Annotated in this window: 11 protein-coding genes; 8 read left to right on the top strand and 3 right to left on the bottom strand. The window is 61.3% G+C overall.

The genetic code is table 11. The features are described 5' to 3' along the window. Positions 1 to 90: 90 nt before the first annotated feature. Complete coding sequence (locus tag AC3IT9_RS02015; RefSeq protein ID WP_412070949.1) at positions 91 to 2,529, top strand: penicillin-binding protein 1A; 2,439 nt, start codon at positions 91 to 93, stop codon at positions 2,527 to 2,529. Between the two features lie 265 nt (positions 2,530 to 2,794). On the opposite strand, the gene AC3IT9_RS02010 is transcribed toward AC3IT9_RS02015, so the two are convergent. From AC3IT9_RS02010 to rpmE, 3 genes are all read right to left on the bottom strand, one after another. Next, positions 2,795 to 4,063 (bottom strand): malic enzyme-like NAD(P)-binding protein, encoded by a 1,269-nt coding sequence (locus tag AC3IT9_RS02010; RefSeq protein WP_056725708.1) that lies wholly within the window; start codon positions 4,061 to 4,063, stop codon positions 2,795 to 2,797. 182 nt (positions 4,064 to 4,245) lie between these two features. Continuing rightward, entirely contained in the window at positions 4,246 to 5,046 is an 801-nt protein-coding gene (locus AC3IT9_RS02005; RefSeq protein ID WP_353741922.1) for a thermonuclease family protein, read from the bottom strand. A gap of 14 nt (positions 5,047 to 5,060) precedes the next feature. Further along, positions 5,061 to 5,291 carry a 50S ribosomal protein L31 gene (gene rpmE, locus AC3IT9_RS02000; RefSeq protein ID WP_053153366.1) on the bottom strand — a complete coding sequence of 77 codons (231 nt, stop codon included), beginning with the start codon at positions 5,289 to 5,291 and terminating at the stop codon, positions 5,061 to 5,063. 294 nt (positions 5,292 to 5,585) lie between these two features. Here rpmE and AC3IT9_RS01995 point away from each other — a divergent pair, with 294 nt between their 5' ends. From AC3IT9_RS01995 to phaC, 7 genes are all read left to right on the top strand, one after another. Then, positions 5,586 to 7,805 (top strand): primosomal protein N', encoded by a 2,220-nt coding sequence (locus AC3IT9_RS01995; protein ID WP_150754719.1) that lies wholly within the window; start codon positions 5,586 to 5,588, stop codon positions 7,803 to 7,805. A 239-nt stretch (positions 7,806 to 8,044) separates the two neighbouring features. Further along, the gene (argS, locus tag AC3IT9_RS01990) at positions 8,045 to 9,781 is read left to right on the top strand and encodes an arginine--tRNA ligase (RefSeq protein ID WP_489271853.1); all 1,737 of its coding nucleotides are present in this window, start codon (positions 8,045 to 8,047) and stop codon (positions 9,779 to 9,781) included. A 1-nt stretch (position 9,782) separates the two neighbouring features. Beyond that, positions 9,783 to 10,490, top strand: a complete 708-nt coding sequence (locus tag AC3IT9_RS01985; RefSeq protein WP_150726570.1) for an SPOR domain-containing protein — start codon at positions 9,783 to 9,785, stop codon at positions 10,488 to 10,490. Positions 10,491 to 10,721: 231 nt separating this feature from the next. After that, the gene (gene hslV / locus AC3IT9_RS01980; protein ID WP_046031180.1) at positions 10,722 to 11,252 is read left to right on the top strand and encodes an ATP-dependent protease subunit HslV; all 531 of its coding nucleotides are present in this window, start codon (positions 10,722 to 10,724) and stop codon (positions 11,250 to 11,252) included. Positions 11,253 to 11,306: 54 nt separating this feature from the next. Beyond that, positions 11,307 to 12,644: an ATP-dependent protease ATPase subunit HslU gene (gene hslU, locus AC3IT9_RS01975; protein ID WP_150726569.1), complete on the top strand. Its 1,338-nt coding sequence runs from the start codon at positions 11,307 to 11,309 to the stop codon at positions 12,642 to 12,644. 154 nt (positions 12,645 to 12,798) lie between these two features. Then, positions 12,799 to 13,176: a gamma-butyrobetaine hydroxylase family protein gene (locus AC3IT9_RS01970; protein ID WP_046039629.1), complete on the top strand. Its 378-nt coding sequence runs from the start codon at positions 12,799 to 12,801 to the stop codon at positions 13,174 to 13,176. A gap of 259 nt (positions 13,177 to 13,435) precedes the next feature. After that, a complete protein-coding gene (gene phaC / locus AC3IT9_RS01965; protein WP_150726567.1) occupies positions 13,436 to 15,115 on the top strand; it encodes a class II poly(R)-hydroxyalkanoic acid synthase in 1,680 nt (559 codons plus the stop codon). Positions 15,116 to 15,123: the final 8 nt, after the last annotated feature.

Here is a 15,123-nt window from a genome sequence, read left to right as displayed (position 1 = left end):
TTTTCCGCATTTGCTCAAGCGCAGGTCGTTCTCATTTAGCCTGAACCCTGTTGCCCAATTCATTTTTACCCTGGATATCCAAAAGCCTTGATTCGTCTGCTGAAGTTTTTCGGTTGGTCCATCGTCGCGGTTTTCTGCGGACTCCTTCTGGGTCTGAGCGGGGCGTACCTTTACCTTAGTCCCGGACTACCGTCCGTGGAGGCGCTGAGAAGCATCCAGTTGCAGATCCCTTTGCGGGTCTACAGCAGCGATAACAAGTTGATCGCAGAGTTCGGCGAAATGCGCCGCACACCGATCCGTTTCGCCGACATTCCCCCCAACTTCATCAATGCGTTACTAAGTGCTGAAGACGACAATTTCGCCAACCACTACGGCGTCGATCCGAGCAGCCTGATGCGTGCCGCGACACAGCTGATCAAAAGCGGACACATCCAGTCCGGCGGCAGCACGATCACCATGCAGGTGGCAAAGAACTTCTTCCTGACCAGCGAACGCAGCTTTTCGCGCAAGACCACCGAGATCCTGCTGGCCCTGCAGATCGAACAGCAACTGACCAAGGACGAGATCCTCGAGCTGTACGTCAACAAGATCTATCTGGGTAACCGTGCCTACGGCATCGAGGCGGCGGCACAGGTCTATTACGGCAAATCGATCCGCGATGTCAGCCTGGCGCAGATGGCGATGATCGCCGGCCTGCCCAAGGCGCCGTCGCGTTTCAACCCGCTGGCCAATCCGGCGCGCAGCAAGGAGCGTCGTGACTGGATCCTGGGACGCATGTACAAGCTCGGAAAAATCAGCGAGGCCGACTACAACACTGCGGTCAACGAGCCGCTGAACGCCAGCTATCACGTGCCGACCCCGGAAGTGAACGCCCCGTACATCGCCGAAATGGCCCGTGCCGAAATGGTCGGGCGTTATGGCAGCGAGGCGTATACCGAAGGCTTCCGCGTCACCACCACGGTGCCGAGCGACCTCCAGGAACTGGCCAACACTGCGGTCCATGAAGGCCTGATGACCTACGATCAGCGCCACGGCTATCGCGGGCCAGAGTCGCGGCTGCCGGGCAAGACTCGCGAAGCCTGGGCCACCGAACTGACCAAACAACGCACCATCAGTGGCCTGGAACCGGCCATCGTGACCCAGGTCGACAAGAACGGCCTGCAAGTGCTGACCCGCACCGGCCAGGAACACGTGAACTGGGACACCATGAAGTGGGCCCGGCCGTTCCTGAATACCAACAGCATGGGCGCCAACCCGAAACAACCCTCGGACGTGGCCCAGGTCGGCGATCTGATTCGCGTGCAGCGTCAGCCGGACAATTCGCTGAAGTTCAGCCAGATCCCGCAGGCCCAGGGCGCGCTGGTATCCCTGGATCCGCAGAACGGCGCCATTCGTTCGCTGGTCGGCGGTTTCGCCTTCGAGCAGAGCAACTACAACCGCGCATTGCAGGCCAAGCGCCAGCCGGGTTCGAGCTTCAAACCCTTCGTCTACGCCGCTGCACTGGATAGCGGCTACACCGCCTCCAGCCTGGTGAACGACGCACCGATCGTGTTCGTCGACGAGTACCTGGACAAGGTCTGGCGGCCGAAGAACGACACCAACACCTTCCTCGGCCCGATCCGCCTGCGTGAAGCGCTGTACAAGTCGCGCAACCTGGTATCGATCCGCCTGCTGCAAGCGATGGGCGTTGGCAAGACCATCGACTACATCACGCGTTTCGGCTTCAACAAACAGGACCTGCCACCCAACCTGTCCCTGGCGCTGGGCACCGCGACCCTGACGCCAATGGAAATCGCCACTGGCTGGAGTACCTTCGCCAACGGCGGCTACAAGATCACCCCGTACATCATCGACAAGATCGAAAGCCGCAACGGCGACACACTGTTCGTCGCCAACCCGCGGAGCGTGCCTCAGGGCGGTGCGGCCAGCGATGGCATTGCCGTGCCCGCCCCTCAAGCCTTCACGGTCAACGCAACGCCAGGCGAAGCCCCGGGCGCTACGCAGGCGCCACAAGCTCCCGCCGTGGCCGAACGCATCGTTGACGGGCGCACCACGTACATCCTCAACAGCATGCTTGAGGACGTGATCAAGCTCGGTACCGGTCGCCGCGCACTGGCCTTGGGCCGCCCTGACATTGCCGGCAAGACCGGTACGACCAACGAATCCAAGGACGCCTGGTTCTCCGGTTACAACGCCGATTACGTGACCACCGTGTGGACCGGTTTCGATCAGCCGGAAAGCCTGGGTCGCAAGGAGTTCGGTGGCACCGTCGCGCTGCCGATCTGGATGAACTACATGGGCGCCGCGCTCAAAGGCAAACCGCCGCATACGCAACAGGAGCCGGAAGGCATCCTCAGCCTGCGAGTCGACCCGATCAGCGGCCGCGCAGCCAGCCCGGGCACGCCGGGGGCCTACTTCGAACTGTTCAAGGTGGAAGATACGCCACCGTCGGGGAACGAACTGGGCAACGGCTTGGCACCTGGCAGCCCGCTGCCAGCGGATGAAGCGGCGCCGATCGATTTGTTCTGATTGCCGCAGCACTGAAAAGCCCCGCCTTCGAAAGAAGTGCGGGGCTTTTTTTGCCTGCCGGTTTTGATGTTGTCTGGTCCGGCCTCTTCGCGGGCAAGCCCGCTCCCACATTGGGCGATGGCGAGCACAGGTTTTATGTACGCTTCTAACCCTGTGGGAGCGGGCTTGCTCGCGAAGAGGCCCTCACAGGCGGCACAAAACTGTCAGGTACAAAAAAGCCCCGACTCTCACAAGCCGGGGCTTTTCGCTGAAGCGCTACAAGGGCTTAGCCGTTGAACACGTCATCCACGCTTTTGAGCGGGTAGTTCTTCGGATACGGCAGGGTCGCCACACCGGTCTCGATCGCGGCTTTAGCCACGGCATCGGAGATCAGGGTGATCAGACGGGCATCCATTGGCTTCGGAATGATGTACTCACGACCGAATTCCAGCTTGATGCCGCCGTAGGCGTCACACACTTCCTGAGGTACTGGCAGCTTGGCCAGTTCACGCAGGGCGTTGGCCGCAGCCACTTTCATTTCTTCGTTGATGCGCTTGGCGCGAACGTCCAGGGCACCACGGAAGATGAACGGGAAGCCCAGTACGTTGTTGACCTGGTTCGGGTAGTCGGAACGACCGGTGGCCATGATCACGTCGTTACGGGTGGCGTGCGCCAGTTCCGGGGAGATTTCCGGATCCGGGTTGGAGCAGGCGAACACGATCGGGTTAGGCGCCATCGACAACAGGCCTTCAGCGCTCAGCAGGTTCGGGCCGGACAGGCCAACGAACACGTCAGCGCCTTGCAGGGCGTCAGCCAGGGTGCGCTTGTCGGTCGCGTGAGCGAACACAGCCTTGTACTGGTTCAGGTCGTCACGGCCGGAGTGGATCACGCCGGTACGGTCGACCATGTAGATGTTTTCGATGTTGGCGCCCATGCTCACCAGCAACTTCATGCAGGAGATAGCGGCAGCGCCGGCACCCAGGCAGACGATCTTGGCTTCCGGCAGGGTTTTGCCAGCGATTTCCAGGGCGTTGATCATGCCGGCCGCGGTCACGATAGCGGTGCCGTGCTGGTCATCGTGGAATACCGGGATATCGCACTGCTCGATCAGAGCGCGTTCGATTTCAAAGCACTCTGGTGCCTTGATGTCTTCCAGGTTGATGCCACCGAAGGTGATGGAGATGCGCTTGACGGTGTCGATGAAGGCTTGCGGGCTTTCGGAGTCGACTTCGATGTCGAAAACGTCGATGCCGGCGAAGCGCTTGAACAGCACGCCTTTACCTTCCATCACTGGCTTGGAAGCCAACGGGCCGAGGTTACCCAGGCCGAGAATCGCGGTGCCATCGGAAATGACTGCAACCAGGTTGCCTTTGCCGGTGTACTTGTAGGCCAGTTCAGGATCGCGGGCGATCTCGCGTACTGGTTCGGCTACGCCCGGGCTGTACGCCAGCGACAGGTCGCGAGCGGTAGCAGTGGCCTTGGTGAGCTCGACACTCAGCTTCCCTGGACGAGGATTGGCGTGATATTCGAGAGCGGCAGTTTTCAGATCAGACATTTTGGCATTCCGCTTTTACTGTTGGACAGACTGGTCAGCGAGGATACGCGCCTCGCAAAGTCCCCACAAGACTGACCGGTCACCCCTGTCAAGCACCCGGCCCTACGACTTTGGGCCAAGAGCCACGGAACACAAGGGATTGACTGTTCACAATCGACAGAAAAAATGTCTACAATTCTTTATCACTGCACGACTTGAAGCATCGCCGGGTCGGTCAAGGGCAACATCCAGCGCGCCTGACCCTCCTTGAGACCGCCACGCCGCGAACGATCCAGGACCCAGCCGCGCGCCTCGACCTGCTTGCCTTCCAAGCGTTCCAGCGAGGCGATATCGAATCGCGCCAGTTGATTGGGTGCAACACGCAATACAACCGAATCCTGCAACTCGATCCAAACCCCGCCGTGATTGCGTTGAACCTTGCTCACACGACCACTGAGCACGGCAAACCCGGACGCACTGATCTGATCCGCCTTCAGTACAGGTGACTGGCGCCACACACCGAGTCCGGCCTGACGGGCGCTACGCTCCGCCGCCTGCTGACACGCGACCAGATCGACATTCGGCGCTACCGCCACCAGGAAACCGAGGCCCTCGGCGAGCATTTGCGCCTCAAGGTTAGCGCCATCTGCACCATAGACGTGGGCCAGGGTGCGGCCGTAGCGATCCTTGCTTTCTTTACCGGGCAACAAACCGACCTGCCCGTCGCTGGCCGCCACCAACGCTTCGAGACGCTTGCGCGCCGCCACTGCGAACGGTTCGTCGGAACGGCCCTTCTTGCCCAGCTCCGGCGTATTAAGGCCGATCATGCGCACGTTGCGGCCATCGTCCAGGCGCAGAGTGTCGCCATCGACCACCCGCTCCACGGCGACAGAGGCCAGCCCCTCGGGTGCCGGGCAGAAAGCCTGGGCGCCGGAGAGCCAAATCGCGGACACAAAAAAGGCGCCCGCAAGGGACGCCTTTTTTAACAGCAAGGAAAAGCCCATAAGGCTTTTTAACCTTACTCTGCAGCAGCTGGAGCTTTCTTGCCGAAAGCACCGAAACGGTCTGCGAAGCGCTGAACGCGGCCGCCAGTGTCCAGAGTCTTCTGCTTACCGGTGTAGAACGGGTGGCATTCGTTGCAAACGTCGATCGCCAGGGCTTTACCGAAGGTCGAACGGGTTTCGAACTTGTTGCCGCAGCTGCAGGTAACAGCAACTGCCGGGTATTCTGGATGGATATCAGCTTTCATGGTGTCTTCCTCAGGCTAGCGTGCCGCCACCCAACACTATTGTTGAATACCGCACGTAATTAGGCCGCGGATTCTACCAGACAATGCCAATCACGCAAGCTGTCGCTGAGACCGACCGTCTGCTAGGCTCCCGGCTTCAAGCGCATTCCCATGTGGGAGCGGGCTTGCTCGCGAAAGCGGTGTGTCAGGCGATAAATGCGTTGACTGACACACCGCTTTCGCGAGCAAGCCCGCTCCCACAATTGATCCGCGTCCACCCCTTCTTTTGTTGCCTGCCAATCGAGATCCCCCCGCGTGCCCGACGCCATTTTGCGCCTCGCCCTGCCTTCGCCGCTGCGCCGCCTGTTCGACTACCGCGCTCCGGCCGGCGTCCTGCGCACCCAGCTGCACCCCGGCATGCGCCTGCGGGTACCATTCGGCCGGCGCGAGATGATCGGTATTCTGGTGGAAGTCACCAACACCAGCGAAGTCCCGGCCGAGAAGCTCAAGCCAGCCCTTGCCCTGCTCGACGCTACGCCACCGCTGCCACAGGCGCTGTTCAAGCTGTGCCTGTGGACGTCCCAGTATTACCAGCACAGCCTCGGCGACACCTTGAGCTGGGCGCTGCCGGTGCTGCTGCGCCAGGGCGAGCTGGCCGAAGCGCGCCAGGAGCGTTTCTGGTCCGCCGCGCCGGGGGCCAGCCTCGATGATCCGCGCATCGCCCGCGCCCCGCGCCAGCGCGAAGCCCTGGCCACGCTGGCCCAGCATCCCCACGGCGTCGCCCATCAATTGCTGAGCAAACTGATGCTGAGCAAGGACAGCCTGGATTTGCTGCTGGCCAAGGATCTGGTGCAGGTCGAGATCCGCCGGCAGGCCCCGGGTGCACGCCACGAACACTGGCTGGCGCAACCGGAACTCCCGCTGAACCCGGAGCAACGCGCCGCCTATGAGGCGATTCGCGCCGGCTTCGACAGTTATCACGCGTTCCTCCTGGCCGGCGTCACCGGCAGCGGCAAGACCGAAGTCTATCTACAGTTGATCCGCGAAACCCTCGAGGCCGGCAAGCAGGCGCTGGTGCTGATCCCGGAAATCAACCTCGGCCCGCAGACCCTGGCGCGCTTCGAACAGCGTTTCAATGCCCGTATCGCGCTGATCCATTCGGCGGTCAATGACCGCGAACGCCTCGAGGCCTGGCTGGCCGCCCGGGACGGCGAGGCCGACATCATCATCGGCACCCGCTCGGCCCTGTTCACACCGATGAAGAACCCCGGCCTGATCATCATCGACGAAGAACACGACGGTTCCTATAAACAGCAGGAAGGTTTGCGCTACCACGCTCGCGACCTGGCATTGGTGCGGGCGCGACAGGAAAACATCCCGATTGTCCTCGGCTCCGCCACCCCTTCGCTGGAAAGCCTGCACAACGCCTACACCGGCCGCTATGGGCTGCTGCGCTTGAACGAGCGCGCCGGCGGCGCCAAACAGCCGCGCTTCCTGCGTCTGGATGTCAAAAGCCGCCCGCTGGACAGCGGCATTTCCGGGCCGATGCAACAAGCCATCGGCCAGACCCTGGCCGCCGGACAACAAGTCCTGGTGTTCCTCAACCGCCGCGGCTTCGCCCCGACCCTGCTGTGCCATGACTGTGGCTGGATGTCCGAGTGCCAGCGCTGTGACGCGCGGATGACCGTGCATCAGCGTCACGGCGAGCTGCGCTGCCACCATTGCGGCTACGTCGAACGTGTGCCGCGCCAGTGCCCGAAGTGCAACAAGGTCGATCTGCGCCCCGTTGGCGCCGGCACCGAACGGGCCGAGGAGCGCCTGGCGATTCTGTTCCCGGACTATCCGGTGCTGCGGGTCGACCGCGACAGCACATCGCGCAAGGACGCGATGAACCAGCTGTTCGCGACCATTCAAAAAGGCCAGCCGTGCATCCTGATCGGCACGCAGATGCTTGCCAAAGGTCACCACTTTCCACGGGTGACACTGGTGTCGATCCTCGACGCCGACGGCGGCCTGTTCTCCGGCGACTTCCGAGCCAGCGAGCGCATGGCTCAACTGATCGTGCAGGTCGCTGGCCGCGCAGGCCGCGCCGAAGAGCCGGGCAAGGTGATTATCCAGACGCACCTGGCCGACCACCCGCTGCTGGTGCAGTTGACCGAACAGGGCTATTTCGCCTTCGCCGAACAGGCCTTGAGCGAACGCCGCGCGGCCGGGTTGCCGCCGTTTGCGCACCTGGCGCTGCTGCGGGCCGAGGCGCATAAACCGGGTCAGGCCGAAGGCTTCCTGGATGAGGCTTGCAGCGAGGCGGAGCGTTTGCTGGGCGAGCAGAATCTGACCGGCATTGAATTGCTGGGACCGGTGCCGGCACCGATGGAGCGCCGGGCCGGGCGTTATCGTGCGCAACTGTTGGTACAGGCTACGGCGCGGGCACCCTTGCATCGATTGCTGGCCAGTTGGTTGCTGGTACTGGAGCAGATGCCGAGCGGGCGGGCGGTGCGCTGGTCTTTGGATGTCGATCCCGTAGATCTATATTGATTTTGAGCTCGCTTTCGCGAGCAAGCCCGCTCCCACAGGGGGATTTGTGCTGAATGCAGAACCTATGCACACCCAGGATCTACCGTGGGAGCGGGCTTGCTCGCGAAGAGGCCCTAATTGTCACCACACATCCACATCCTGCCTGCTAAGGTTGGCAAGCCCGTCTTCGCAACGGATAATGCCCAGTTTTTCCACCAGCGCATGATGCGCCGCCGCACCTGCGGTCGAAAGAGAAGACCATGAAAGACACCATTCGCCAGCTGATCCAACAAGCCATCACCCAACTCGTCAACGAAGGTGTGTTGCCTGAAGGCCTGTCGCCGGCGATCCAGGTGGAAAACTCCCGCGACAAGAAGAACGGCGATTTCGCCAGCAACATCGCCATGATGTTGGCCAAGCCGGCCGGCATGAAGCCCCGCGATCTGGCGGAAAAAATCATCGCCGCGCTGCCGGCTGACGAAAACGTCGCCAAGACCGAAATCGCAGGTCCCGGCTTCCTGAACTTCTTCCAGAACACCGACGCCCTGGCGACCCGCCTGGACGCCGCCCTGGCCGACGCCCACATCGGCGTGCGCAAGACCGGTCCGGTGCAGCGCACCGTGGTCGACCTGTCGGCGCCGAATCTGGCCAAGGAGATGCACGTCGGCCACTTGCGCTCGACCATCATCGGCGACGGCGTGGCCCGTGTGCTGGAATTCCTCGGCGACACCGTGATCCGTCAGAACCACGTCGGCGACTGGGGCACCCAGTTCGGCATGCTGATGGCTTACCTGCAGGAAAACCCGATCACCAGCGACGAGCTGTCGGACCTGGAGAACTTCTACCGCGCCGCCAAGCAACGCTTCGACGAATCCGCAGAGTTCGCCGACCGCGCCCGTGGCCTGGTGGTCAAGTTGCAGGCCGGCGATGCCGACTGCCTGGCGCTGTGGACCAAGTTCAAGGACATCTCGCTGTCCCACTGCCAGAAGATCTACGAACTGCTCAACGTCAAACTGACCATGGCCGACGTGATGGGCGAAAGCGCCTACAACGACGACCTGATCAACGTGGTCAACGACTTGAAGGCCGCAGGCATGCTGGTCGAGAGCAACGGCGCCCAGTGCGTGTTCCTCGACGAGTTCAAGAACGCCGACGGCGACCCGCTGCCGGTGATCATCGTCAAGGCCGACGGCGGCTACCTCTACGCCACCACCGACCTGGCGGCCGTGCGCTACCGCAGCGGCAAGCTCAAGGCCGATCGCGCGCTGTACTTCGTCGACCAGCGTCAGGCCCTGCACTTCCAGCAAGTGTTCGCCGTGGCGCGCAAGGCCGGTTTCGTGACCCATCCGATGGAAATGGAACACATGGGCTTCGGCACCATGAACGGCGCGGACGGCCGTCCGTTCAAGACCCGTGATGGCGGCACCGTGAAGCTGATCGACCTGCTGACCGAAGCCCAGGAGCGCGCCTACACCCTGGTCAAGGACAAGAACCCTACACTTGCCGAAGCCGAGTTGCGCAACATCGCCAAGGTGGTGGGCATCGGCGCAGTGAAGTACGCCGACCTGTCCAAGCATCGCACCAGTGACTACAGCTTCAACTTCGACCTGATGCTCAACTTCGAAGGCAACACCGCACCGTACCTGCTGTACGCCTACACCCGCGTGGCCGGCGTGTTCCGCAAGCTCGGCAAGGACTTCAGCGAAGTCGACGGCCAGATCGTTCTCGAAGCGGCGCACGAACACGAACTGGCGGCGAAGCTCGCGCAGTTTGGCGAGATCCTGAACAACGTGTCCGAAAAAGGCACCCCGCACATCCTCTGCACCTACCTGTACGACGTCGCCGGCCTGTTCTCCAGCTTCTACGAGAACTGCCCGATCCTCGCCGCCGATACCCCGGCACAAATGCAGAGCCGCCTGCGCCTCGCCGCGCTGACCGGACGCACTCTCAAGCAAGGCCTGGAACTCTTGGGCCTGGAAACTCTGGAGCGTATGTAAGTTGGCTGCCAAGAAAAAACCTGCACCCAAGCGTGGCGCCAGCCGTTACCAAGCTCCTGCAAAGCAACCGATTCCGGGTTGGTTGTGGATGGTCATCGGCCTCACGGTCGGCGCCTTCCTGGTGTTTTTGATGAAACTGGAGCCGGGCAAGGGCAGCGACACGGTCAAGCGTGAAAAAGTCGAGCAACAGCAGAAAGCCAGCAAGATCGCCGAGGCCAACAAGACCCCGCCGAGCCCTACGCAACCGGTGAAGCCGAAGTACGACTTCTATACCTTGCTGCCGGAATCGGAAGTCATCGTGCCGCCGGATGCCGTGCCGGAGAAGACCCTGCCGACGCCGCAAGTGCCGGCCATCCCGACCACGCCGGTCACCCCGGCCGAAGCGGCGAAGATCGACACCGCGCGCGCCCAGGCTGCCTTGGCCGGGATTACTCCGCCTCCTGCGCCACCGGTCAAGGCTGCGCCGGTGACGAAGTTTTTCCTGCAGGCTGGCTCGTTCCGCAAAGAGACCGATGCGGACAAGGTTCGGGCGCAGATCATCCTGCTGGGTCAGGCTGTAGCGGTTGAATCGGGCACGGTGAAGGATGAAACCTGGTATCGGGTGCTGGTCGGTCCGTTCAGCAACCGCGAACAACTGACTACCGCCCAGAAACAACTGGCGGGCGCAGGCTTCAGCAACTTGCTGTTACAACAACGCCAAAGCCGCTGATCTTTCAGAAACACCGCGTCATCGTTTTTCGCGAGCAGGCTCGCTCCCACAGGATTTACGCTAACCCTGTGGGAGCGAGCTTGCTCGCGATGGCGTCATATCCAACACCACATATCCCCATTTGTAACACGCCGCCCGTCCCCTCTTCCGCTACGCGGTTGAAATCCTCTCCAGCACCCCCATATGAATGGGCATAAGGCATTTTCGCCCCGCTGCGTGGAGACTCTCCCCTTGACCACCATCGTTTCAGTTCGCCGCCACGGCAAAGTCGTCATGGGCGGCGACGGCCAGGTTTCCCTTGGTAATACCGTGATGAAAGGCAACGCGAAAAAAGTTCGCCGCCTGTACCACGGCCAGGTCATTGCCGGTTTTGCCGGTGCCACCGCCGACGCCTTTACCCTCTTCGAACGTTTCGAAGGTCAGCTTGAAAAACATCAGGGCCACCTGGTGCGCGCCGCCGTCGAACTCGCCAAAGAATGGCGTACCGACCGCTCCCTGAGCCGCCTTGAAGCCATGCTCGCGGTCGCCAACAAAGACGCCTCCCTGATCATCACCGGCAACGGCGATGTGGTTGAACCCGAAGAAGGCCTGATCGCCATGGGTTCCGGCGGCGGTTACGCCCAGGCCGCTGCCAGCGCGCTGCTGAAGAAAACCGATCTGTCGGCCCGGGAAATCGTCGAAACCGCCCTCGGCATCGCCGCCGACATCTGCGTATTCACCAACCACACCCAGACCATTGAGGAGCAGGACTGCGCCGAGTAAGCCTGTTTCGGCCCCGCGCCACGGCTCATTCTTGCTTGAGGTCCGCTAAATACTATGTCCATGACTCCCCGTGAAATCGTCCACGAACTCAATCGCCATATCATCGGCCAGGACGATGCCAAGCGCGCCGTCGCCATTGCCCTGCGCAACCGCTGGCGCCGCATGCAGCTGCCTGAAGAGCTGCGTGTTGAAGTAACGCCAAAGAACATCCTGATGATCGGCCCGACCGGTGTCGGTAAAACCGAGATCGCCCGTCGCCTGGCAAAACTGGCCAATGCGCCGTTCATCAAGGTCGAAGCGACCAAGTTCACCGAAGTCGGCTATGTCGGCCGCGACGTCGAATCGATCATTCGTGACCTGGCCGATGCCGCGATCAAGCTGTTGCGCGAGCAGGAAATCGTCAAGGTTCGCCACCGCGCCGAAGACGCCGCCGAAGAGCGCATCCTCGACGCCCTGCTGCCACCGGCGCGCATGGGTTTCAGCAACGACGACGCCCCGACTGCCGACTCCAACACCCGCCAGCTGTTCCGCAAGCGCCTGCGCGAAGGTCAGCTGGATGACAAGGAGATCGAAATCGAGGTCGCCGAAATGGCCGGTGTCGATATCTCCGCGCCACCGGGCATGGAAGAAATGACCAACCAGCTGCAAAGCCTGTTTGCCAACATGGGCAAGGGCAAGAAGAAAGCCCGCAAGCTCAAGGTCAAGGAAGCGCTCAAGCTGGTACGCGACGAAGAAGCCAGCCGCCTGGTCAACGATGAAGAGTTGAAGGCCAAGGCCCTGGAAGCGGTCGAGCAGCACGGCATCGTGTTCATCGACGAAATTGACAAGGTCGCCAAGCGCGGCAATTCCGGTGGCGTCGATGTGTCCCGTGAAGGCGTGCAGCGCGACCTGCTGCCGCTGATCGAAGGCTGCACCGTCAATACCAAACTGGGCATGGTCAAGACCGATCACATCCTGTTCATTGCTTCCGGTGCCTTCCACCTGAGCAAGCCGAGCGACCTGGTGCCCGAGCTGCAAGGCCGCCTGCCGATTCGTGTCGAACTCAAGGCCCTGACCCCGGAAGACTTCGAACGCATCCTCAGCGAGCCTCACGCTTCGCTCACCGAGCAATATTGCGCCCTGCTGAAAACCGAAGGCCTGGGCATCGAGTTCCAGCCTAGCGGCATCAAGCGCATCGCGGAGATCGCCTGGCAGGTCAACGAGAAAACCGAAAACATCGGTGCCCGTCGCCTGCACACCCTGCTCGAGCGCCTGCTCGAAGAGGTGTCGTTCAGCGCCGGCGACCTGGCCAGCGTCCATGACGACAAGGTGATCCAGATCGACGCCGACTACGTCAACAGCCACCTGGGCGAATTGGCGCAGAACGAAGACCTGTCCCGTTATATCCTGTAAGCCATACTTACAACGATGACGGACCCTGTGGGAGCGGGCTTGCTCGCGAAAGCGGTCTGACAATCAACATCACTGTTGAATGTTAAGGCCCCTTCGCGAGCAAGCCCGCTCCCACATTTGAATCGGGGTCCCACACACAATCGGACATCCGCTCATGACCCAACTCCCCACCGACATCAAGCTGCACAAAGCCTCGAAAACCCTGTCGCTGAAATACGCGTCCGGCGAGGAATACACCCTGCCCGCCGAGTTCCTGCGCGTGCACTCGCCTTCCGCCGAGGTCCAGGGCCACGGCAAACCCATCCTGCAATTCGGCAAGATCAACGTCGGCCTCACCAAGGTAGAACCGGCCGGTCAGTACGCACTGAAACTGACCTTCGACGACGGCCACGACAGCGGCTTGTTCACCTGGGAATATCTGTACGAGCTGGGGCGACGTTATGACGCACTCTGGGAAGATTATCTGGCCGAGCTCAAAGCCGCCGGAAAAACCCGCGATCCGAACGAATCCGTCGTCAAGCTGATGCTCTAATCCGAGCCTCTTGCTCTTTAGAGGGCATTTTCTAATTTCATCTGTTTGAATGCTCCGCTTCAGGGCCGCCGATTGGCCTGCTTGCGAAAAAAATTAAACTCGGGTAACCAATGGAACTGGCAAGTTCCCTGCAGTGCTCTCTGCATTAAAAAAGCAGCGATGCAGTATTAACGGTCACCCCGAGCAGTAGTACCTGGCATTGGCTGTGTGACTACACAGCAGGACCCGGTACTCGTCTCAGGACAATGGAGCGTCGTAGATGAGTAACAAGAATAACGATGACTTGAAGAGTCAAGCCTCGGAAAACACCTTGGGGCTGAATCCTGTCGTTGGACTGCGTGGAAAGGATCTACTGGCTTCTGCTCGAATGGTGCTCAGGCAGGCCATCAAACAACCGATTCACAGCGCCAAACATGTCGCTCATTTCGGCCTTGAACTCAAGAACGTGCTGTTCGGCAAATCCGAGCTGCAACCGGGCAGCGATGACCGTCGCTTTGCGGATCCGGCCTGGAGCCAGAACCCGCTCTACAAACGTTATCTGCAAACCTACCTGGCGTGGCGCAAGGAACTCCACGACTGGATCGACGACAGCAACCTGCCGGCCAAGGACGTCAGCCGCGGGCACTTCGTGATCAACCTCATGACCGAGGCCTTCGCCCCGACCAACACGGCGGCCAACCCGGCGGCGGTCAAGCGCTTCTTCGAAACCGGTGGTAAAAGCCTGCTCGATGGCCTCTCGCATCTGGCCAAGGACCTGGTGCATAACGGCGGCATGCCGAGCCAGGTCAACATGGGCGCATTCGAGGTCGGCAAGACGCTTGGCGTGACCGAGGGTGCAGTGGTCTTTCGCAACGACGTGCTGGAGTTGATCCAGTACAAGCCGATCACCGAACAGGTGCATGAACGCCCACTGCTGGTGGTACCGCCGCAGATCAACAAGTTCTACGTTTTCGACCTGAGCCCGGAAAAGAGCCTGGCGCGGTTCTGCCTGCGCAACAACGTGCAGACCTTCATCGTCAGCTGGCGCAACCCGACCAAGGAGCAGCGCGAGTGGGGCCTGTCGACCTACATCGAAGCGCTCAAGGAAGCGGTTGATGTGGTCACCTCGATCACCGGTAGCAAAGACGTGAACATGCTCGGTGCCTGCTCCGGCGGCATCACCTGCACCGCGCTGCTGGGCCACTACGCGGCAATCGGCGAGAACAAGGTCAACGCCCTGACCCTGCTGGTCAGCGTGCTCGACACCACCCTGGACAGCGACGTGGCCCTGTTCGTCGACGAGCAAACCCTCGAAGCCGCCAAGCGTCACTCCTACCAGGCCGGTGTCCTCGAAGGCCGCGACATGGCGAAAGTCTTCGCCTGGATGCGCCCCAACGACCTGATCTGGAACTACTGGGTCAACAACTACCTGTTGGGCAACGAACCGCCGGTATTCGACATTCTGTTCTGGAACAACGACACCACTCGGTTGCCCGCCGCGTTCCATGGCGACTTGATCGAGATGTTCAAAAGTAACCCACTGACCCGTGCCGATGCACTGGAAGTGTGCGGCACGCCAATCGATCTGAAGAAGGTCACCGCCGACATCTTCTCGCTGGCCGGCACCAACGATCACATCACTCCGTGGCGTTCCTGCTACAAGTCGGCGCAATTGTTCGGCGGCAACGTTGAATTCGTGCTGTCCAGCAGCGGGCACATCCAGAGCATCCTGAACCCGCCGGGCAATCCGAAATCGCGTTACATGACCAGCACCGAAATGCCCGCCAATGCCGATGACTGGCAAGAAGAGTCGACCAAGCACGCCGACTCCTGGTGGCTGCACTGGCAGGCGTGGCACGCACAGCGTGCGGGCAACCTGAAAAAAGCTCCGCTGAAATTGGGCAACAAGGCCTATCCAGCGGGTGAAGCCGCGCCAGGCACCTATGTGCATGAGCGGTAACTGACACA

The organism is Pseudomonas sp. KH_046_1 (assembly GCF_057839025.1).
Note: the sequence above shows the minus strand (reverse complement) of the source record. Positions and strands in the feature narration are given on the sequence as shown.

Bases quoted from the DNA above. Each gene is read 5' to 3' on its own strand.
- phaC (WP_150726567.1), top strand. From the start codon at position 13,436: ATGAGTAACAAGAATAACGATGACTTGAAGAGTCAAGCCTCGGAAAAC.
- argS (WP_489271853.1), top strand. From the start codon at position 8,045: ATGAAAGACACCATTCGCCAGCTGATCCAACAAGCCATCACCCAACTC.
- rpmE (WP_053153366.1), bottom strand. From the start codon at position 5,291: ATGAAAGCTGATATCCATCCAGAATACCCGGCAGTTGCTGTTACCTGC.
- hslU (WP_150726569.1), top strand. From the start codon at position 11,307: ATGTCCATGACTCCCCGTGAAATCGTCCACGAACTCAATCGCCATATC.
- AC3IT9_RS01970 (WP_046039629.1), top strand. From the start codon at position 12,799: ATGACCCAACTCCCCACCGACATCAAGCTGCACAAAGCCTCGAAAACC.
- AC3IT9_RS02010 (WP_056725708.1), bottom strand. From the start codon at position 4,063: ATGTCTGATCTGAAAACTGCCGCTCTCGAATATCACGCCAATCCTCGT.
- AC3IT9_RS02005 (WP_353741922.1), bottom strand. From the start codon at position 5,046: ATGGGCTTTTCCTTGCTGTTAAAAAAGGCGTCCCTTGCGGGCGCCTTT.